General features: G+C 60.0%; 17 protein-coding genes. 3 read left to right on the top strand and 14 right to left on the bottom strand.

All coding sequences use genetic code 11. The features are described 5' to 3' along the window. Positions 1-70: 70 nt before the first annotated feature. From gyrB to hisS, 6 genes are all read right to left on the bottom strand, one after another. Positions 71-2,536, bottom strand: coding sequence for a DNA topoisomerase (ATP-hydrolyzing) subunit B (gene gyrB / locus RI101_13210; GenBank protein MEC4891006.1), 2,466 nt, complete (start codon positions 2,534-2,536; stop codon positions 71-73). A gap of 7 nt (positions 2,537-2,543) precedes the next feature. Further along, positions 2,544-3,671, bottom strand: coding sequence for a DNA polymerase III subunit beta (gene dnaN / locus RI101_13215; protein ID MEC4891007.1), 1,128 nt, complete (start codon positions 3,669-3,671; stop codon positions 2,544-2,546). A 24-nt stretch (positions 3,672-3,695) separates the two neighbouring features. Next, complete coding sequence (dnaA, locus tag RI101_13220) at positions 3,696-5,036, bottom strand: chromosomal replication initiator protein DnaA (GenBank protein MEC4891008.1); 1,341 nt, start codon at positions 5,034-5,036, stop codon at positions 3,696-3,698. 592 nt (positions 5,037-5,628) lie between these two features. Continuing rightward, positions 5,629-5,970, bottom strand: a complete 342-nt coding sequence (locus RI101_13225) for a DsrE family protein (GenBank protein MEC4891009.1) — start codon at positions 5,968-5,970, stop codon at positions 5,629-5,631. Between the two features lie 20 nt (positions 5,971-5,990). Further along, positions 5,991-6,311: a DsrE family protein gene (locus tag RI101_13230; protein MEC4891010.1), complete on the bottom strand. Its 321-nt coding sequence runs from the start codon at positions 6,309-6,311 to the stop codon at positions 5,991-5,993. Between the two features lie 106 nt (positions 6,312-6,417). After that, entirely contained in the window at positions 6,418-7,683 is a 1,266-nt protein-coding gene (hisS, locus tag RI101_13235; protein MEC4891011.1) for a histidine--tRNA ligase, read from the bottom strand. 237 nt (positions 7,684-7,920) lie between these two features. Between hisS and RI101_13240 the strand changes: the two genes are divergently transcribed. Together RI101_13240 and RI101_13245 are read left to right on the top strand one after the other, a co-directional pair. Continuing rightward, entirely contained in the window at positions 7,921-9,408 is a 1,488-nt protein-coding gene (locus RI101_13240) for an FAD-dependent thymidylate synthase (protein MEC4891012.1), read from the top strand. 19 nt (positions 9,409-9,427) lie between these two features. Next, positions 9,428-10,465 carry a tetratricopeptide repeat protein gene (locus RI101_13245; protein MEC4891013.1) on the top strand — a complete coding sequence of 346 codons (1,038 nt, stop codon included), beginning with the start codon at positions 9,428-9,430 and terminating at the stop codon, positions 10,463-10,465. A gap of 1,011 nt (positions 10,466-11,476) precedes the next feature. Here RI101_13245 and RI101_13250 read toward each other — a convergent pair. Beyond that, complete coding sequence (locus tag RI101_13250; GenBank protein MEC4891014.1) at positions 11,477-11,812, bottom strand: helix-turn-helix transcriptional regulator; 336 nt, start codon at positions 11,810-11,812, stop codon at positions 11,477-11,479. After that, positions 11,793-12,116 carry a type II toxin-antitoxin system RelE/ParE family toxin gene (locus tag RI101_13255; GenBank protein ID MEC4891015.1) on the bottom strand — a complete coding sequence of 108 codons (324 nt, stop codon included), beginning with the start codon at positions 12,114-12,116 and terminating at the stop codon, positions 11,793-11,795. Before RI101_13255 ends, RI101_13250 begins: the two co-directional genes overlap by 20 nt. A gap of 386 nt (positions 12,117-12,502) precedes the next feature. Here RI101_13255 and RI101_13260 point away from each other — a divergent pair, with 386 nt between their 5' ends. Next, complete coding sequence (locus RI101_13260) at positions 12,503-13,321, top strand: hypothetical protein (protein ID MEC4891016.1); 819 nt, start codon at positions 12,503-12,505, stop codon at positions 13,319-13,321. A gap of 280 nt (positions 13,322-13,601) precedes the next feature. Here RI101_13260 and RI101_13265 read toward each other — a convergent pair whose 3' ends face one another. From RI101_13265 to RI101_13290, 6 genes are all read right to left on the bottom strand, one after another. After that, positions 13,602-14,555, bottom strand: coding sequence for an alpha/beta hydrolase (locus RI101_13265; protein MEC4891017.1), 954 nt, complete (start codon positions 14,553-14,555; stop codon positions 13,602-13,604). 251 nt (positions 14,556-14,806) lie between these two features. Beyond that, complete coding sequence (locus tag RI101_13270; protein ID MEC4891018.1) at positions 14,807-15,076, bottom strand: hypothetical protein; 270 nt, start codon at positions 15,074-15,076, stop codon at positions 14,807-14,809. A gap of 231 nt (positions 15,077-15,307) precedes the next feature. Further along, positions 15,308-15,643 (bottom strand): P-II family nitrogen regulator, encoded by a 336-nt coding sequence (locus tag RI101_13275; GenBank protein ID MEC4891019.1) that lies wholly within the window; start codon positions 15,641-15,643, stop codon positions 15,308-15,310. A gap of 60 nt (positions 15,644-15,703) precedes the next feature. Continuing rightward, positions 15,704-18,919: a DUF2309 domain-containing protein gene (locus tag RI101_13280; GenBank protein MEC4891020.1), complete on the bottom strand. Its 3,216-nt coding sequence runs from the start codon at positions 18,917-18,919 to the stop codon at positions 15,704-15,706. Beyond that, positions 18,907-20,196 carry a proton-conducting transporter membrane subunit gene (locus RI101_13285; protein MEC4891021.1) on the bottom strand — a complete coding sequence of 430 codons (1,290 nt, stop codon included), beginning with the start codon at positions 20,194-20,196 and terminating at the stop codon, positions 18,907-18,909. Before RI101_13285 ends, RI101_13280 begins: the two co-directional genes overlap by 13 nt. A gap of 8 nt (positions 20,197-20,204) precedes the next feature. Next, positions 20,205-20,514, bottom strand: a 310-nt coding sequence (locus RI101_13290) for an NADH-quinone oxidoreductase subunit L (GenBank protein MEC4891022.1), incomplete at its 5' end; no start/stop codon positions are given.

Below are 20,514 nucleotides of genomic sequence, written 5' to 3' on the forward strand. Positions count from 1 at the left end.
AGGCACGGGGCGCGGGGCCAGAGGGTATATCCTTACCTCTAGCCTCGTGCCACTAACCCCTCGCCATTTTTTAGACGTCCAAATTTCTCACTTCGAGCGCATGTTCTTGGATGAAGTTGCGGCGCGGCTCGACTTCGTCACCCATCAAGATCGTGAAGATTTCATCCACGCCGGGGATATCCTCCAGCTTCACCTTGAGGAGCGTCCTGGTTTCGGGGTCCATGGTCGTCTCCCACAACTGGGAGGGATTCATTTCTCCCAGCCCTTTATAGCGCTGGATGCCCAACCCTTGTTTCCCGATGTCGATGATGGCCTTGACCAGCTCCGACGTGCCCGAGACCGTCTGCTCCTGCCCCTTGGCCTTGAGCTTGTACGGCGCGCGGCCCAGCCCGATCGTCGAGGGGGCCAGCTTCTGCAATTCCCGGAAGTCCGCCGAGCCGACCAATTCATGCGTCAGGTCCAGCGTGTGCACCATCCCGTTGCCGGTGATGCGCACCACGACTTTGTTCGACTGATGCTCTTCGTCCTCGACGATTTCCAGATTGGCCGTGGACTTGGGATAGACGGCTTCCAGCACCCGCTTGGCGTTGGCGACGACCTGCGCCAGCGCGGCCCGGTTCTTCAACAGCTCGCGGTCAAGACCCGGCTCGTCCACGAAGGCCCGGAGAATCGTCGCTTCATGCTGTTTCTTATTGAGGCGCTGCAGGAACGTTTCAAACGCGATCAGTTTCTTCAGCACCGGCAGGAGCCGGCGGCCCGTCACGTAGCTCTGGCTGCCCTCGACGTACACTTCGACGTCTTCCACCGCCAGATCCGCCAGGTATTCGTTGAGCAGCCCTTCGTCCTTGAGATATTTCTCCGTCTTGCCCTTCTTCACTTTGAAGAGGGGAGGCTGCGCGATATAGATGTAGCCGCGCTCGAGCAGCTCCGGCATCTGGCGGAAGAAGAACGTCAGCAAGAGCGTCCGGATGTGGCTGCCGTCCACATCGGCGTCGGTCATGAGGATGATCTTGTGATACCGCGCCTTGGCGATGTCGAAGGCGTCTTTCTCCGGCTTGTCGCCCTCTTCCCGCTTGCGGCCGATGCCGGTGCCGAGCGCCATGATGAGCGTGCGGATTTCGTCGCTCGTCAGCATCTTGTCGAACCGGGCTTTCTCGACGTTGAGAATCTTGCCCTTGAGCGGAAGGATGGCCTGGTATTTCCGGTCGCGGCCCTGCTTGGCCGAGCCGCCGGCCGAATCTCCCTCGACGATGTACAGTTCGCTGAGCGCCGGATCTTTTTCCGCGCAGTCGGCCAGCTTGCCGGGGAGCGAGCCCCCGTCGAGCGCGCTCTTCCGGCGAATCAGCTCCTTCGCCTTCCGGGCCGCCTCGCGCGCGCGCGCGGCATCGATGGCTTTCCCGATGATCTTCCGGGCGACAGGCGGATTCTCCTCGAAATAGGTGCCGAGCGCCTCGTTGACCGCCGCTTCGACGATGCCCTTCACCTCGCTGTTGCCCAGCTTGGCCTTGGTTTGGCCTTCGAACTGGGGATTGCGCACCTTCACGCTGACGACCGCCGTCAACCCTTCGCGCACATCGTCGCCGCTGAGCGATTCGGTTTCTTTTTTCAGCAGATCGTTGGCGTTCGCGTAACTGTTGATCGTGCGGGTGAGCGCCGCTTTGAAACCGACCAGGTGCGTGCCGCCTTCTTTCGTATTGATGTTGTTGGCGAACGAAAACAGATTCTCCGCATAGCTGTCGTTGTATTGCAGCGCCAGCTCCAGGATCATGTCCGGCTTTTCGACGTTCACATAGATCGGCTTGTGAATCGGCGTCTTCGCCTCGTTGAGATGCTCGACGAAGGACACGATGCCGCCCTTGTACTTGAAGGTCTGCTCCTTTTCCTTGCGCTCGTCCTTCAGGAGGATCTCGAGACCCTTGTTCAAGAACGCCAGCTCGCGGAGCCGTTGCGCCAGAATATCGAAGCTGTACTCCAGCACCTCGAAGATCTGCCCATCCGGCTTGAACGTCACCTTCGTGCCGCGCCGTTTCGTCTTGCCGGTCACTTGCAGCGGCGCGCCGGGTTTGCCGCGCTCGTACCGCTGCTCGAACACCTGGCCGTCCTGCCAGATTTCGAGTTCCAGCCATTCGGAGAGCGCGTTGACGACCGAGATGCCGACGCCGTGCAGACCGCCTGACACCGTGTAGGCGCCCTGCTCGAATTTGCCGCCGGCGTGGAGGACGGTCAACGCCACTTCGGCCGCCGATTTCTTTTGTGTCGAATGCATGCCGGTGGGAATGCCCCGGCCGTTATCGATGACCGTGACGCTGCCATCGATATGGATGGTGACCTCGATGGTTTCGCCGAACCCCGCCATGTGCTCGTCGACGCTGTTGTCGACCACTTCGTACACGAGGTGGTGCAATCCGTCGACGCCCGTGCTGCCGATATACATGGCCGGGCGTTTCCGCACGGCGTCGAGGCCTTCGAGGACTTTGATTTGGTCGGCGTTATAACTGTCGGACTTGGGCTTGCTGATCGACTCGTTCGTGGCCATCCGTCTCCTAGATCTTAATGGGCATTACAACGCACTTGAACCCCGGACTCTCGGACTCCTGGATCAAGCAGGGGCTGAGCGGCGTATCCATCTGCAGGGAAATCGTTTCACCATCCATAACGCTGAAGACGTCCAGGAGATAGCGGGCATTGAATCCCGTGTTGAGCGCTTCCCCCTCATAGGTCGCCGGCAATTCTTCGGTGGCTTCTCCGTAGTCCGGACTGCTGGAGAACAGGGTCATGCTGCCGGGCGCAAACGACACCTTGACGGCGTTCGCCTTGTCCTTCGACAGGACGGACACGCGGCGCAAGGCGCTTTCCAGCTCGGCCCGGTTCACCGTGATCTTCTTGCCGCCGTCCTTCGGAATGACCTGCTGATAGTTGGGATAATTCCCTTCCATCAGCCGCGAGGTCATGAGGAGCCCGCTCTTGCGGAAGATCATCAAATTCTTCGTAAAGCCGATCAGCGGTTCCCCGTCGCCGCCGCCTTCTTCCAGGAGGCGCCGGATTTCCTGCGCGGCCTTCTTGGGGATGATGGCCTTGATCTCCTGCGGGCTGCCTTTGCCGGCTTTGCCCACTTCCTGTTCCGCGACCGCCAGGCGATGCCCGTCCGTGCCGACGAGGCGGAGCGCCGTCTTCTTGTCGGTGATGATCAGGGTCACGAGCAGCCCGTTCAAGATATAGCGCGCATCGTTGTCGCCGGCGGCGAAGAGGGTCTTCCGGATCAATTCCAGGAGCCCGGTGCCGGAGAGGGGAATGAGCCCTTCACGGTCGATGGTTGGCAGGGCCGGGTACTCGGCGCTGGGCAGGCCCACGATCTTGAACTGGCTCTTGCCGGCGGAAATCGTCGTCCAATTGTTGTCGCCCGAGGTCAATTCGATCTCGCCGGCCGGCAGCTCCTTGATGATCTCGTACAGCTTCCTGGCCGACACCGTCACACCGCCGGGCTGCAGCACCGTGGCCTTGTAGAGCCCGCGCATGCCGATCTCCAGGTCCGTCGCCACGATCTCGGCGCCGTCCTGCTTCGCTTCGAGCAGGATGTTGGACAGAATCGGCATCGTGTTCCGCTTCTCCACCACCCCCTGCACACGCTGGAGGCCTGTCAACAATTCGTCTCGCCCAATGCGTACTTTCATCGTCCCTCTCCCCTCGCTGAATGCTCAGCCTCGCAGAATCTGTTCCTTCAAATTCTCCAGCGTGGCCTGCAGCGCCGTGTCGGTCTCTTTCGCCTTCGCGACCTGGCGGCAGGCATGGATGATGGTCGTGTGGTCCTTCCCGCCAAAATGGCGGCCGATTTCAGGATAGGACGCATCGGTCAGCTCGCGGCAGAGATACATGGCGATCTGCCGGGGATGCACCAGCGTTTTGCTGCGCCGCCGGGACTTCAATTCGGCCATCTTCAAATGGAACTGGGTGCAGACCGCTTCCTGAATGTCTTCCATGGCAACGATCTTTTTCTTGTCGCCGATGAGGTCCCGCAGCACGTTCTTCGCCATCTCCAGGCTGATGACCTGGCCCGTCAGCGAGGCGTAGGCGCCCAAACGGACCAGGCTGCCCTCCAGCTCGCGGATATTGCTTTTCATCGTCGTGGCGAGGAACTGAATGACGTCTTCCGGCAGCTTGACCCCTTCGTCCTCGGATTTCTTGCGCAAGATGGCGATGCGGGTTTCGACGTCCGGCGGCTGGAGATCGGCGATCAGCCCCCATTCGAAACGGGACCGCAGCCGCTCTTCGATATCCGGCATGTCCTTCGGAAACCGGTCGCTGGAGAGCACAATCTGCTTGTGGCCTTCATAGAGGGCGTTGAACGTGTGAAAGAACTCTTCCTGGGTCCGCTCTTTGCCGGCCAAGAATTGGATGTCGTCGATCATCAGCATATCGATATGCCGGTAGCGCTTCCGCAAGTCCATCATCTTGTCGTAGCGGATCGAGTTGATCACTTCGTTTGTAAACTGCTCCGTCGTCAGATACGCAATACGGAGGTCCGTCCCTTCAGCCACATGATTGCCGATGGCGTTGAGCAAGTGCGTTTTACCGAGGCCGACGCCCCCGTAGATGAATAACGGATTATAGGCTTTTCCAGGCTGTTCCGCGACGGCCATGCAAGCCGCATGGGCAAACTGATTCCCGGCGCCGACAACAAAGTTCTTAAACTTATATTTCGGATTGAGCTGGATGCCCCGGCGCGGTTTCGCCGGAGCCGGATTCTTTGGCTGGAGAGGAGCCGCCGGAGCATCTGCCGGCTTGGCAGCCCTTTGCATGACGGAGAATGACACCGCCATCTCTCCGCCTCCGCGTGCGGTCGAGACCGCTTCTGCCAGGAGAGGACCATAATGGTCGCCAAGCCAATCGCCGAAGAATTTATTCGGCACGCCGATGTGCGCAGTCGAGTTCTCGATCCGATCCAGATGAACGGGGGTGAACCAGGTGTCATAGACCTGCTTCGGGACCTTTTCCTGGATGTAATGGAGAGCTTCCTGCCAAACCGTGTCGACGCTCATAACCCTATAATTTTCCTATACACAGGTTTATACACACCTGTGGATAACGAAACAATTTGTGCTGAATTCCCTCTTCCAAGGATGGTAAACAGGTGGCTGATTACCATGTCCCTCCGGATCTTGTCGAGCCGCACCCGGTCACTTCCATTTTCATACACATGTTATCCCTTGCGACCTTCACATGATTCCAGAGGAAATCCCCAAGGTCATCCGCAAAGACCGCTCACAAATTCCACTTACTTTCCAACAATATAGTGTCTCTTCACACTATACCCAGCCCCTACTACTACTCCGACTGCTCCGACTATCTTTCTCTCTTAGGTGAGATCATAAGAAGTCAGAGCACGATAACCTTTGGATGACGATAGGCTAATTCCAAGAGGTCCTCCGCCGTTAGAGCCTGACCGGAACTCTGCTCGGCTCCAGGGTTATCACAGAGCACTTCGGCAAAATGCGTTGAAGAAGACAAGGCCTTCTCAACCCCAATCACCGATGAAGACACATCGCTCTGCGAGAGCAAACTCGGTTCAACAGTCTGAAGGGGACATCTCACAACATAAAGAGCTGAAGTCATATCCAATCCCCCAAACCGCTAAAAAACCAGTGTGCGATCGACAGATTCGAGAAACGCTCGAATAGCCTCGGAAGTCTCATATCGGGCAGAAAACTGTGATTGCACCAGTGATCGATCTGTATCAGATTGAAGAATAAAGGGGATTTCGAGATGCTCAATAGAAGGAAGATATTTTTCCAGAATATCGGCATCCACGACATCATCAAGATCTTCGGATAAGAGGCGCACGGCATCGTGCAGCAACACGACCGTCGTTTCATGGGTCCCAGCTACAAGACCCAGGGCAATCCGCAAGGCTTCTACCGGACGATGAGTCTGTCGGGGGTCTTCTCGAATCACCACAGCCACTTTTTTTGCCATAACGGAAGTCTCAACGAGAGTTAGGTGAATGCGAGAAACTGATCGCACGCATCGATGATGCCGGAAAGCACGACGAGCCCGCATAAAGAGATTTTGTCCGATATGCCGTCTGTCGGGACATGATGTTGCTGGCATCCATAAGCACAGGCAAAGAGCTTCACGCCGCGAGCAGCCAATTCTTCATAACGGGCATCGCGAATGTTCTTTACGCCTTCATCGATGAGGTACAGATATACCTCATCATTCCGGCGGAGAGCAGCCTGAGACAGGTGATAAACCGTATCGACACTGGCATGTGTCGGCGGGACAGAAAGCAGCAATCCAAGCTTCCGATTGCTCATAGGAAATCCACAGATATTTATATAAATTAATCAAACACTTAGAAAATTACACACAGGCGAGAGCGTACGAACTTTCGAGAGGAAAGTCAACCGCAAAAACAGTCACTTATGAGGGAAATATCAGCGGCTTGATTGAAGCGACCACAGCCGACAGAGGGACGTCGGATTGCCCCTTCGTCTCCATATTTCGTAGAAGCGCCAATCCCTTCGTCACTTCATCATCGCCGATCATGAGGGTATAACGGCACTTCAAACGATCAGCCTGGCGAAGATGGGCTTTCAGAGTATTGGATCGGAAATCGACGACGGCCCGGATACCGGCCCGGCGAAGATCTTGTAACACAGTAAAACCGATCGGAGCCCCCTGATCGCCGAATCCTGCCACGTAGACGGTCATATCTCCAGCCGGTGGCGGAGTCTGACTCTCCGGGAGCATCATCGTGACTCGTTCGATGCCGACAGCGAACCCGACGGCCGGAGTCGGAGGCCCACCGAGCGTTTCAACGAGCCCGTCATACCGTCCGCCAGCTCCAACTGCGTTTTGGGCGCCGAGGCTCGTCGTGGTCACCTCAAACGTCGTCAGACAATAGTAATCCAGCCCGCGAACCAGCCGATGATTGAGATGATAGGGGATGCCCAGGGTGTCGAGCCCTTTCAACACCGCGTCAAAATAGGTACGGGCCTTGTCCGACATCGATTCGGCCAGTTTCGGCGCCGCTTCCGTGGCGGCCTTACAGTCCGGCACCTTGCAGTCCAACACCCGCAAGGGATTCGTGTCGATCCGCCGCTGGCAATTCACGCAGAGTTTATCCACCAATGGCCGAAGGTAGGCGACCAGCGTGGGCCGGTAGGCCTCGCGGTCGCTGGTATAGCCCAGGTTGTTAATTTCCAGGGTCAGGGCCGGAAGCGTGAGATCCGACAGGAGTTGCCAGAGGAGCGCGATCGTTTCGACGTCGGCGCGCGGGTCGGCCATGCCGAAGGATTCCACGCCGAATTGGTGGAACTGCCGCAGCCGGCCGGCTTGCGGCCGCTCATGGCGGAACATCGGACCAAAGTAAAAATATTTCTGGGGCAGGGGATCCGCCGCGCGATTGTGTTCGATATAGGCCCGGACCGTGCCGGCCGTGCCCTCCGGCCGGAGCGTCAGCGACGTCCCGTCCCGGTCCTGGAACGTGTACATTTCTTTTTCGACGATGTCCGTCGAGGCGCCGATACTCCGGGCAAACAGCGTCGTCACTTCGAAAATCGGGACGCGGATTTCCTGAAACCCGAAGGTCGTGGCCCAATGCCGGGCCTTGTCCTCGATGAACCGCCAGCGCGGCGATTCCTCGGGAAGCAGATCTTTGACGCCCTTGATGCCCTTGATCATCATGCTGTGCTCCGCACAAGGTGAGAGGTTGCGAAGCGTGGGGCAAGATCTCCTCTTGCCTCGTGCCTCTGGCCCCTCGCCAATGGGGACGGACTATAACGGCGCATTCCGCGGCAAGTCAACGGATCGGAGCTTGCGCCTCGCCCACACGGGGGGTATAGTTCGGCCCTCGCGGATGTCGTCACCGAACCGGGGCCTGTCGTCCAAGACAGCCCGATGAACCGGGGCCTAGATCAACGCATGAATCAGGATCAATCCAGCCGTCGCGTCATCGCCCTGGCCCCCATGCCGCCGGAGAAATCCGCCTACGCCCTGGCGCGCTACAGCCGCTCGCCCGATTCCATCGAGAGCAGCATCCGGTGGGTCCACGGCCACTCGTCGGAAAAATTCTGGGACCAGTTCTATTTCGACTACGGCCACGCGTCGATCGCCGACCTCGGTCATGTCATCATCTGTTTTGAAGGCATCTCCGAACTGGCGGCCATCCGCCTCGAAGACGAACCCCTCTGGGACGGGCAGGCGAAATCCAGCCGCTACCAAAACTTCGCCTCCGGCTCCTGGTACATTCCGGATTCCCTGCGCGGATCGGAAACCGAAGGCACCTATGAAGGCATACTGCGCAGCCTTTCAGAAGTCTACAAGCTCTTGCACCAGCCGCTGACCCAGTTTCTCACCGAACGGGAGCCGCGTCCCGAGTCCATGAAACCGGCGGACTATCAGCGGACCATCGCCGCCCGCGCCTTCGACGTCACGCGCTATCTGTTGCCGCTGGCCGCACGGACGAACGTCGGGCAGGTCGTGAGCATCCGCACGCTGGAGAAGCAGATCACCAGACTCTTGTCCTCACAGATGCCCGAGCTGCGCCTCATCGGGGAGGATCTGAAAGAGGCCTGCCAGCGCGCGCCGGTGAATCTCTGGGGCGAACTCAGCGGCCAGGGCGCCGGGCTCAGCGAACCGCTCGCGCCGACGCTCGCGCGCCATGCCAAGCCGAACGACTATCAAGTCTCCGTCTATCAGGATCTCGCCCGCTATGCCAAAGAAGCCTTGAAGGGCACGGGCCTGGACCAACCGGCGAACTGGGGCGAGCAAGAACCGGTCGATCTGATCGAGCCGCACGATCCCATGGACGAGATCGTGGCCACGCTGCTCTATCGCGTTTCCCACGCGCCCTATCGCAGTATCCTCGCCGTGGTGCGGAACTGGTCGCAGAAGCAGAAGCAGGAGACCATCGACGTTGCCATGAGCAAGCGCGGCCCCTACGACGAACTCATCAAGGAGTTCCGCAGCGGCTACGCCTTTACCTTCGACATTTTGATGGACATCGGCGGCTGGCGCGATATGCACCGGCACCGGCGCTGCCAGCAGATCCAGCAGAACTTCACGACTCTCCATGGCTATGACGTGCCGCCGCCGCTCGTGCAGGCGGGGCTGGATCAGGAATACCGGCAGGCCATGAACGCCGTGCGCAGCGACATCGAGCAGTTGAAGAAAACCAGCGCCGAGGGTTCGCTCTACGCCACGCCCTTTGGCTTCAAGGTCCGCTGCCTCTTCAAGATGGACTATGCCGAGGCCGAATACATCGCCAAGCTGCGCTCCGGCGTCAAAGGCCATTGGTCCTATCGCACCATCGCCTGGCTCATGAAACACAAACTCGCGGCGCGCTACCCCGCGCTGGGCGACCGCATCCAAGCCACATCGCCCGACATCGAAGACACCCTCACCAGATAACTGAGTACCGGCTCGCCCTATGTCTGACCATCAAGCACAATGTGAAGCGGCCCTCCTCGACGGACAGTGGGACCTGGCCGAATCGGAAGCCCGCGCCTGGGCCCGCCATCTCCCGGCAGGGGTCGAAAAAGATCCCCGCCCGCATTTCGTGTTCAACGTCGTCTACCTCATCCGCGGCCAGTTCGCCGACGCCTGGCAGACCCATGCCCGCTGCCTGCAAGAAGCCGACGACATTGCGGAAGTCAGAACATGGGTGGAAGGGTTCGTCGGCCAGCAGCAGGAGAACGCCCACGCCCATCTCGTCATGGGCCTGTTCCTCGCCCAGTCCGGCGAGTCGGAACAATCCATGAAGTCGTACAAAGAAGCCGTGCGGCTGGCGCCCGAGTCGGCCTATCCGCATTACTTCCTCGCCCAGATCCACGAGCGGGCCAACCATCTGGAAATGGCGATCAAGGAATATCGCGAAGCCGTCCGCCTCGCGCCCGGCTACGCGCCGGCCCGCACGAACCTCGGCGTGGCCTATCAGGAGCAGGGCCGCCTCGAAATGGCCATCCCGCAATACCGCGAAGTCATCAAGCTCAACCCCGAGGATCACGTCGCCCACGCCAACCTCGCCTGCGCTCTCGCGGAGCAAGGCAAGATGGAAGCGGCCGTGCAGTCGTACAAGACGGCGCTGAAGCTGAATCCGAAAGACGCCGAAGTCCACTTCGCATTGGGCGGGTTGTACGAAACGCGCGGGCGCTTAGATCTGGCGGATCGATCCTATCGCGAGGCGCTGGAGGCCAACCCCGATTTCGGACCCGCGCACTCGGCGCTGGGCTGGCTCGCGCTCAGGAAGCAGAAATTCCAGGACGCGCAAGAAATGTTCAGCCGCGCCCTGAAGTGCAACGAAGAAGATCCCCGCGCCTACCACGGCATCGCCGAACTCTACGCCATCCGCGGCAAGCGCCAGAGCGCGATGGAAAACTACTCCAAGGCGGTGAAGTACTACCGTGATCCCGAAATGCGCAACGCGCTCATGAATCAGTTGTTTCAAGAAGGCCAAGTGCCGGATTAGGGCCCGCGCTCTCTTCGTTCCTCGCTCGCCGAGCGCGCACGCAGGAACCATCGGATTTCTACATCATGGTCGGTGCTCGCTCAATGCGCGCGGTCGAACGAAAAGATCGCGGACCCTTTTGATGTGTGGGGGAGCAATGACATCAGGGAATTTCAAACTTACCCGTGTTTCAGGGCAGCCAGTTGGTGATGCTGAGCTTCTCGATGACTTGAGGCGGGTTTGCGAAATGCTTGGTTCTTCGACCATATCCATGACGAAATACCGCGAACATGGCCAATATGAAGATACCACTGTTGCGAGACGCTTTGGCACTTGGAACAACGCGCTGCTCAAAGCCGGTCTTCATCTCTCAAATGAAGTCAATCTCTCCGATGATCGTTTATTCGAGAATATTCTGACGCTCTGGCAACACTACGGTCGACAACCACGACGGAGTGAGCTTGCAAAGCCACCGTCACAAGTTTCGCAAACTCCTTATAATAGACGATTTGGTTCATGGACTGCGGCCTTAGGAGCTTTCGTGGAGTATGCAAACGCTGGAGGCACCGAAGCACCAACAGTGTCAGAAAAAGGCAGAAGCCAAACAAAGACAGGACGCGACCCATCACTTCGACTTCGGTGGCATGTCTTGCAGCGAGACAGATTCACTTGCTGCGCTTGCGGAGCAAGCCCAGCGCTATCTCAGGGTGTCGAACTTCATATAGACCACATAGTTCCGTGGAGCAAATGTGGAGCAACGGTTTTGGAAAATTTGCAGACCCTTTGCTCAGAGTGTAATCTTGGCAAATCCAACATACATGGGAGCTAACAACTGCATCGAGAGCGAGACCGGGGGGAATTTTCAGCAGCCGATTAGGGCAGTCCGAGCGAGTGCATGAAACTTTCGACAGTGGTGGTGTAGTCGCTGGGGAGGCCCAGCTCTTTGTTGATCTCTCCGTGCTTCATCTCCACCGGCAGCACCACGGCTCGCCCACCTTCGATGCAAATGGCTGGGCTTGCGGGCAGGCGTCGTTACGCGATTGCTAGCATCAAATGCCCGACAGATTTGGAAGCGGGCTTTACCTTGATTTCGATGTCATAGCCGAGCCGATTCAGGCAATCCATCAGTTTGCGTTCGGATAGGTTGGAGAAGTCGCCACGCATCATGCCAGAGACCTTGGGTTGGGTGATCCCCATGCGCGTTGCTGCTTCGTGCTGGGTCAGCCCTTGCTGGCGAATGGCCTTCCTGATCTCAATCACCAACCCTGTCTTGATCTTGAGCTTGTCGGCATCGGGCAGGCCCAAGTCAGCGAAGACATTGCCAGAACTGCGTTGCACTTCGACTCCATCAATGACTCGTTTTTTCATGTCGTAGATCCTTTGCAAGCGCCTCGGCCACTTTGAGCCTGGCGTGAATGATGGCTCTATCCTCTTTCGGCGTTGCGATGCCACGCTTACTCTTTTTTTGGAAGCAATGCAGAACAAAGACCGCTTCTTCGAACTTCACGGTATATACAGCACGATAGGTGCCGCTCCTATCGTATTCGACAACCTCAAGCACTCCGGCGCTGCCAAAACCCGTGAGCACCTTCGCCGCATCGTGTTGATCACCGGCTTGAGCAAGCGAAAGAGCGTACCCGAAGAATCGCCTGACGGCGGCGGGTAATGCCATCAGATCTTTGTAGCTACTGCCTATCCATTCGAGAGGCCTTTCGGTAGGAGCCATACCCCGATTATACCTGAACGAGTATATTCCGCAAGTACCCGATCAGTTCAAATGCGGGTTTTCTCGGGCTTCGGTGACCGCTCATGGCCGATGGCAGTCCTCGACCCAAAGCGGAAGTTCATGACCGACCTCTAGCAGAAGGGGGGCTAACGCCGATCCGCATAAGAACCCGTGATAAATGGTCCCACCATCGCAACTCATTGAAACAACAACGAGCATGACGTATTCTTCACGAACAGTAGTGGCGTGTCATACGGACAGAAATGGTCTGATCCAGCTCTTACGCGGATCCGTCTAAACACTGTTAGCCAGCCTGGTGCTGTGCATCCATCATGACGAACCCGGAAGATCGATGTCACCCGCTCATCGCTAAGCGCCTAATGAGCCTGCAGCAAGCTCTGATGGCCCTATTCGATGCCGGCTCAACAATGAGTACCGCCAGCCGGGGTGCCGAGCGCGAGCTTTTCGTTTCAAGCTTTCTCGCCCAGGTCTTCCCGCCAACGGTACGATTTGGGTCTGGGGATATCACAGATGTCCGCCACCGTGTTTCGGGCCAGGTAGACATTATCGTTGAAGCGCCCGCGCTCTTTAGTTTTCCTGCAGTCATCGGCGGTCCTCGCCTTTACCTCGCTGAGGGCGTCGCTGCCGCAATAGAAGTGAAGTCAAATATTTCAAATCAATGGGAAGAAGTAGTGACGAAGCGCAAATCCGTCCGCGAGCTTAGTGTTCTCGAGCGCAAGTATTCTCGTGAAGAAAAGTTGGCGTTGCTCCAAAATCTATACCCAGGCCGTGCGGTAACTCCGCTTGACTCACCCGCTGACGCAGTGAAAGAAAAGAAGGGCGGTGTTCCGTTTATTTGCATCGGGTTTGAAGGGTGGAGCGATCTGGACACGGTCCGCGCTCACGCCAGTGAGGTTGACGCAATTTTCGTGTTGCGCCATTGCCTCTACGCTGGCGCTGGTGGCTCAGCGAAAGGACCAGTGGCGATCCTAATGTTCCTAGAGTATCTGTCTTCCTTGATTCAAACCGCATCGGTTACGATCTATCCGACTTTTCACTATGGACTAATGTCACAACTCCATGCTGAGCATCCTGGACTACTTCTCGAGGAAGCGAGTGACAAGTCGCCGAAATTAGTCGACGAAACATGAGGCTGGCTAACAACATCGTCGAGCGGACCGGCCCAGAGCGGCCGGCCGCTCACGATGAACGTTAATGCGACCGGGCTGAGGACCGCTTTATGGCTGTGCGATCTCGGCGTCGAACTTCCACTCTTGGCCGGATACCGACGGTCGCAAAATGGCCATTGACCGTCTGATTCATGAACCCAGGACTTCTAGTTTGGCAGGCTGGAATCTCGAAGGTTTGGGGACGCAGATTTTGTGGACAAATGAATGAGAACGTAGCTGGAGGGAAGTTTTCAGTAGCCGATTAAGGTAATCCTAGCGAGCGCATGAACGTTTCGACGGTATTGGTGTAGTCGCTGGGGAGGCCCAGTTCTTTGTTGATCTCACCGTGCTTCATATCCACCGGCAGCACCACGGCTCGCCCGCCTAAGTTGACCACCTTCGACGCAAATGGCTGGGCTTGCGGGCAGGCGTCATCACGGCGGGTGGAGCAGACCAGCAGCATCGGCGCCGGTGCGGTGGTCAGACGGTGGTAGGGTGATCCGTCAGTCCAGAACGCACGGTCCTTGCCGAACGCCCGATCATACATACGATGGTGCTTGCCCTGCATGATCTCGACGAGGTCGTAGGCGGCGCTGTCGAGTACGATCGTTCCGAGTCCTGGGGTGCCGCCCTGTTTTGTGACGATGCGTGGGTCCGCTGCCAGCAGGGATACCAGATGGGCCCCGGCTGAATGCCCCAGTAGCACCACCTTAGTGGGATCGCCTCCCCACGAGGGGGCCTTGGCCTGCACGAAGGCCAGGGCATGGGCGATGTCGTCGGCCTGGTCGAGCGGGTTGGGATGCTTCGACATGCGGTAGTTTGTCGAGACGAGGAGATAGCCCTTGGGCAACCAGTGCGCGACTTTGTTCGACACGAAATTCGAGGCTCCCTTGTCGCCCAGCATCCAGGCGCCGCCGTGGACCATGAAGAGGATCGGCGCCCCCTTGGCTTGGGCGGGGAGATACACATCCAGACGCTGCTGAGGATCGGTGCCGTAGGAAAGATCGCCCTCGAACCGTGCCCCCGCTGGGAGTGGCACATTGGTCGTGGAGCGATCGTCGGTCTCCAGTTCGGAGGCCTCGTTGGGTGGCGTGGCCGCGCGCCGACTGTCGCGCCGCTCCTCGATCCAGTCTCGCAGCGGCCCGCCCGAGGCTGAGGTGAAAATTCCCACCAACCCCACAAGCATCAGCATCGAGAGCAGAACGCGTTTCATCATCGCCTCCCGGGTTCACTTACGGTCACAGTGTCAGTAGGCTCATCATACCGTTGTAGATTGAAGCTGACACGACATTTCGCAACGGCAACCGGCAAGGAGTTTGGATAGCGAGAAGAGTATGGGATGCATCGACAGGCGGCTCATTTCCGTCAGCAGGGAGGCCCGCGCACGAGAACGAAGCTCGGGGAACGATGCGTCTCGGCACATCGGGGGTTGGGCGGGTGAGACCGTCGGGAAGTTTCAGCGGCCGATTACAGTTCGCGGATCGCGCCTTGCAGGACCGTAATCTGCGTGACTGGGTCGCCGGTGGATTTCAGCTCGGTGCGGATTTGGTCTTTGAGATAGGAAGAATAGCCGACGCGGTCGACGAGGAGATCGAGAAAACGTTCGGCCGGCAGCAGGCTTTGGGTCTTGAGTTCTTCGACCGTGTCGTCGCTCACCGGGATGTAGGTGCTCCCGATGTGAAACACGACGTTGTAATACCGTTCCCGCCCAATCCGTTCGAACCTTAAGCCCTTCATGCCATTCTCCCAGGCAGGATGTTGAAAAAACCCGCCAGCTTTGTTCTCGCATCGCTCAACGCCTCAACGTACTGAGCAGTACGCCTCGGCCTCTCGCTCGTTGCGGCCTCGCTGGACGGCTTTTTTGAACATCCTGCAAGATCCGTTAAGAGGGGCCATTTTAGACAAGTCTTGGCGTGGAAGACAAGTGCGTGGCAGCGGGGCCTGGGCCCCGCCCCAGGCCCCGCGACGCTAGGTTGCCGTCTTGCCGAAATACTCCTGCCGGCTGACCGCAACATCGGTCACGAACATGACTCCGGAATAGCGGTCGAACAGGGGCCGCAATCCCGCCAGGATCGGCTCGACCTTTTCCTCCGGCACGACGGTCATGATCATCTCCAGGCTTTCCTGTTCGCTGAACATGAAATGCGCTTCGCGCACTCCGTGGTGCCCCTTGCCCGACACGTTGCCGATGATGGTGTACCCCGTCGCTTTGACCCGGTCCAGCAGCTCCGTCACAAAGGCCCGATGTTCCCCCGCCACGATCACCCGGATTTCCTTCATCGGATGCAGTGTTAATGCGCCCACAGTTCAGCTCCTTCCTTAGTAACGGCCTCCGTAGAGATGTCCAGACTCCAACCAGAATCCTCAATCGACTTTGATCCACTCGCCGGTCGGGCGGTACCGATAGAAGACGCCGTCTTCCGGTTCCAGCGCGACCAGGTGGACCCACTCGTTATGATAGAACTGCTTCAGCACCTCATGGCGCGCGATCAGCTTGACGATCCGTTCGCGCGGCGCTTCGATCACGGACAGAAGCCGCATCGGCTCATGGTACGGCACATCGCCGTTCATGACCGTTTGCAGCGCGAGGCCGAGCCGGAGGTCGCTCCAGGGGCCGGACATGATGCCGAAGCGGCCGACGACGTTATGGTAGATCTTGCTCCCGCTGCCGTAGACCTCATTATCCACCGTGGAAAAATAGTGTTCCATGTTGATCCACTGGGCCACGACCTGGGGCCCGGTCATCAGCACTTCGAGGAGGCGGCCGCTCGGATCTTCGCGATAGTCGTACGATTGCAAAAAGACCCGCCCGCCCAGATCGATCCCCTTGGTCAGGTCCCGCCGGCCGATGACGATGGACGTGTTGCTCGACAGGCCCCACTCCGGCCGCACCTGGCTCCAGTCCAGGCTTCGCTGCCGGACATGCGCGATCGATTCGGATGCCGGCAGCGGTTCGTTGAGATCGGGAAAGCGCGCGCAGCGTTCCAGGCTCGTAAGCCGGGAGGCTTCCTTGAGATCTTGCATCAGCCGGGCGATATCCGCGCGGTGGGTCGGCGGCACATCCTCCAAGTCGAACAGCTGCACGTCGTCGGTGGTGGTATCGACCTGGCCGGCCAGGAAGTGGGTGTCGGACGGAATCACGAGGCCGGTTTTCGCCAGGCGCTCACGGACTTTCGGATTGTTGGCCATCATGGCGAGCACCCGGGCGTTGGGCTTGCCTTCGTTGCCGCCGCAGGCGCCGCAGTCCAGCGCGGATTCAAACGGATTGTTCTCCGACGTGCTGCCGTGCGCGCAGATCAGGACGAGGCGGGCGAAATGATGGGTGAGGCCCATCAGCCGCAAGGCCGTATCCACCGTCAGGACCTGTTCGTCGATCGTAAAGCCGGTGCGGGTGATCCGTTCCTTTTGCCGGGAGGTGGCCCGTTGATTGATCTCGTAGCGCTGCCGCAAGGTCGTCACGAAGCGGTTGAGCTCGTCCGTGGTCAGCCCGGCGTGGGTGGCGGCGGACACGAGGGCTGCGTCCGGTTCCCCGTCGCCGCTCAACGCCCGTTGCCGCAAGGCCTCGACCAGGGCCGGGGTGATCTGGGAGCTGCGCAGGCCGGTCCGTTCTTGCAACGCCTGCCGCACGGTCGCCTGCTGCTCGGCCGCCAACATCTCGGCGGTCTCGGCCGGCGCCAGCTTGTCCACGGTCAGCGTCGTGGCGATCGACGGCACGAAGAGGCGGCGCAGCCAGGCGGTCCAGCGCCGGTAGAGCGCGGGCAGGAGGGTTTTCCCGACGATGGGCAATCCGTAGAACCAGCCCAGCGATTCCACCATGACGTAGGGCGTCACGACGTTTTCTTTCAAATCGTGCAGCAGCGTGTGCCCGGCATGGACCATTCTGGTCCGGGCCTCATGTTTCGGGACGACATGGTCCAGATAGCTGCGGGGAATCTCGCGCACCTCGTTTTTGGCGCGCATGATGACGGGGAACTGTTCCGTGTCGTGGTCCCGCCCCCAGGCGCGATAGCGGATGAAGGCGGCAAAGAAGCCGGCGAACCCGTAGGTCTCGTTCGCGCCGCTGGATTCGAGATGCCGCCGGAACGGTTCGGAGCGGACATCGATGCAGAAGACCGATTGGGAATGCGGCCGGGTGGAGGCCGGTTCGCCGCCGGTCTCCGAGTGGGCTACCCGCGAGCGCGCGAGCGCGCCGAGGAGCCGCTCCTGGTACCCGGCTTCGAAGGCTTTGAGCCAGACCGGTCCATGGTCCGATTCGGGGAAGGCCTTCATCCAGTCGGCGAGGCGGATCAGCTCGGCCGGGGCCGTGGTCAGCAGCGTGGCGGGATTGAGCTGGAGGGCCAGCGCGAGCGCGCGCAACTGCTTGGCGGCGCCATGACGGGCGACACGGACCTGGCGCGGCACGACGTCCGACCGGTAGCGCTGGAACAATCCCTCCCAGCCGTTTTTCTTCTGATGCCGCAGCCGGTCGACTTCCTCCGCATAGATGGCGGGGAGCCGGCCGGCGATCCGTTCCCGGCGCAGAAAATATTCCTGGGAACGCTGGCGCAGATAGCCGGTCACGGCCTCGTAGGTGCCGTCGATGCCGAGTTCTTCGCGGCAGGCCTGCTGCACCAGTTCGCGCACATACCAGAGGCGGATCGCGAGATACTTCACCACCCCCACGGGATAGGCCCGCTGCCACTCGTAGTCGCGCTCTTCCGCGCGCCATTTAATGAACCCGGACCAGCCCGGGAGCGCCGTGAGCTGCAAGGCGAGATAATCCTGCCGCAGCGCCGCCGGAATGCCGAGGGCATCCAGGCTTTCCAGCAAGGCATCTTCGGGATAGTCGGGCAGGCGGGCGATCTTCCCTCTGCTGTCGGGAATGCCGAGGGGCGACCATTCGCGGGCGGCGAGGGCTTTCCAGGCCAGGTAGAATCCCTGCTCCCGCCCCGGCATGGCCCAGGTGGCGTGCCCTTCGTCCAGGAAGGCCTCGCACCACTTGATCAGCTCGCGGTTGATCTGATCGACGATGGTGGTGCCGAGCACCTGATCGCACCAGTGCGAGAGCGTGAGCCACCGGCCGAGCGCGGCCTGGTCGGCCTGGACCACGCTGCGCACGCGCTCCTCCACATCCGGGTTGGGCAGCACCGACTCCAGCCGGTCGGCGATCGAGACATCGAGCTGGTGATAGGGATCGTGCTCCCATCGCGCATCCAGCGGTTCCTCGACCGGGGTGCAGAGGCCTTCGGCCAGACAGGCGCGGAGCACTTCGCCATGGGAGACGCGATGCAAGCCGATGGTGACGGAGTCATGGCGGGCCAGGGGCGCCACCGCCATGTCGATATGGCGGGATTGAATCCGGCCGGAGCGGAGATAGTGGCGATAGAGCTGGCTGGGGAGATAGCCCTCTCCCCCGAGGAATTGTTTGCCGCGCCTGACGGTTTCTTCGAACGGCAGATATTCGAGGCTGTGGAGTGGATTGTGATGGACGAAGGTCCGCATCGGCCAATATTGGGCGACGACCTCGCTGGCGAGGCGGATCACGCCCCGGAGCTCCATGCGTCTGGTTTCCATATCGGCGGACGAGGTTATCGGGTCCATGCGTTGGATTCCACCAGGACGCCGGCACGCGCCGGTTGCGCGGCGCCTCCGAACAGATTGGTCGGCGCGAGGCCCAGCGCGACCATGATCAGCACCACCAGCAGCAGCGAGGCGAATTCGGACCGTTGCACATCTTCATAGCGGAGATCGGGGCGCTTGCGGCCGAAGAGCAGCCGTTGCACCAGATCGAGGATATACCAGGAGGCCGCCAGCCACGTGAGGGCGATGACGAGCGGGGCGACCGAGAGCGTCAGGGAGGTGGTCAAGAGCAATCCCATGAAGCCGGCGAAGACGCCGAAGGGCGGCAGCCCCATTGCCGCCAGGGCCAGGAGCGAAATCAACACGGCAAACTGCGGCATCCGTGCCGCCAGGCCGCTGATGGCCCGCGGGTCCACGTCATCTCCGTAGCGCGTCCGGATCACCTGCCAGGCGAGCAGCAGTCCGCCCGTGACAAGCGCCACGCTGCCCAGGAAGACCGCGGCCTGCGGCCTGACGGTTCGCGCCGCCGCCACAAACCACCAGAGGATGGAGAAGAACGCCAGGCTGCCATAGGCCAGGAGCAGCCGCACGCGCGACTGGGCCAGCGCTTTGATGGTGGCATACACGGCGCCCGCCAAGGCCAGCGCGATCAGGGCCGAGGCTGCGGCATCGGGGAAATTCTGGACGATCGTGGCAATCCGATGCAGCCCGATCGCGGGGAGCAGCAGCACGGTAAACGGAGGCAGGCTGCCGGGTAGCCGCGTGAGCGCGGCCACGTACCCATGGTGGAGCGGGAACAGCGGCAGCAGAATGGCGCAGGCCAGCAGCGACGGCAGGGGCGAGTCGGTCACGGCCGCGATCCCCGCGCACAGCGTCCCCAGTCCGTAGGTGCCGATGCCCAGCCATGAGGGCCCCCAGAACGGATCGTGATGCCAGTACAGGAGGAACGTGATGAGACCCAGGAGCAGCGGGAGCGCGATCTGGCCGATGGAGGACGGGCTGGTCAGAATGCCCAGGCCCAAGCCCAGCGACACCAGCGTCATGATCCAGGCCAGCCGATGTTCCTTATGAACGGGCTGGCCCAGGAGCGACACGCAGGCGGCCAGCGGGAGGAGCACGACGAAGAGCAGCCCTTCCGTCGATCCTCTCAACTGAGTGAAGCTCGCGGCCACGGCCAGCAGACTCACCAGGGTGACGCTGACCGACCAGGTCTTCAGCTTCTCCGGCCGGGACCAGACGGCGAAGCCCAGCAGGGCGCCCAGGATGGGCACCGCCGCGACGAGCCATGGGGCGGCCATCGGGGTGATCACTCCGACCACCTCACATCGCGCTTGTCGATTTTATGGACGACGCGCATCACGCCTCTGCCCAGCGCCTGATAGAGCTCATCCATATACAGCCGGTTCATGAAGACGACATACAGACGAAACCGCAGGCCCTTGACCCATCCAGGGACCCACATCGTCTGGCCATGAGCCCGCATGTAGAGGTAGCCCCAGCTGCCCACCGTCAGGATCGTGGCCAGGAGGACGATCCCCTCGAACATCCAGGTGGGCAGGTGCGCCGCCTGGAAGTAGGCGGCGACGTCGTCCGGATTCGGATACAGGAACGCGGTG

Origin of the sequence: Nitrospira sp. (genome assembly GCA_035968315.1) — a bacterium.
In the GTDB taxonomy this organism is placed as follows: domain Bacteria; phylum Nitrospirota; class Nitrospiria; order Nitrospirales; family Nitrospiraceae; genus Nitrospira_D.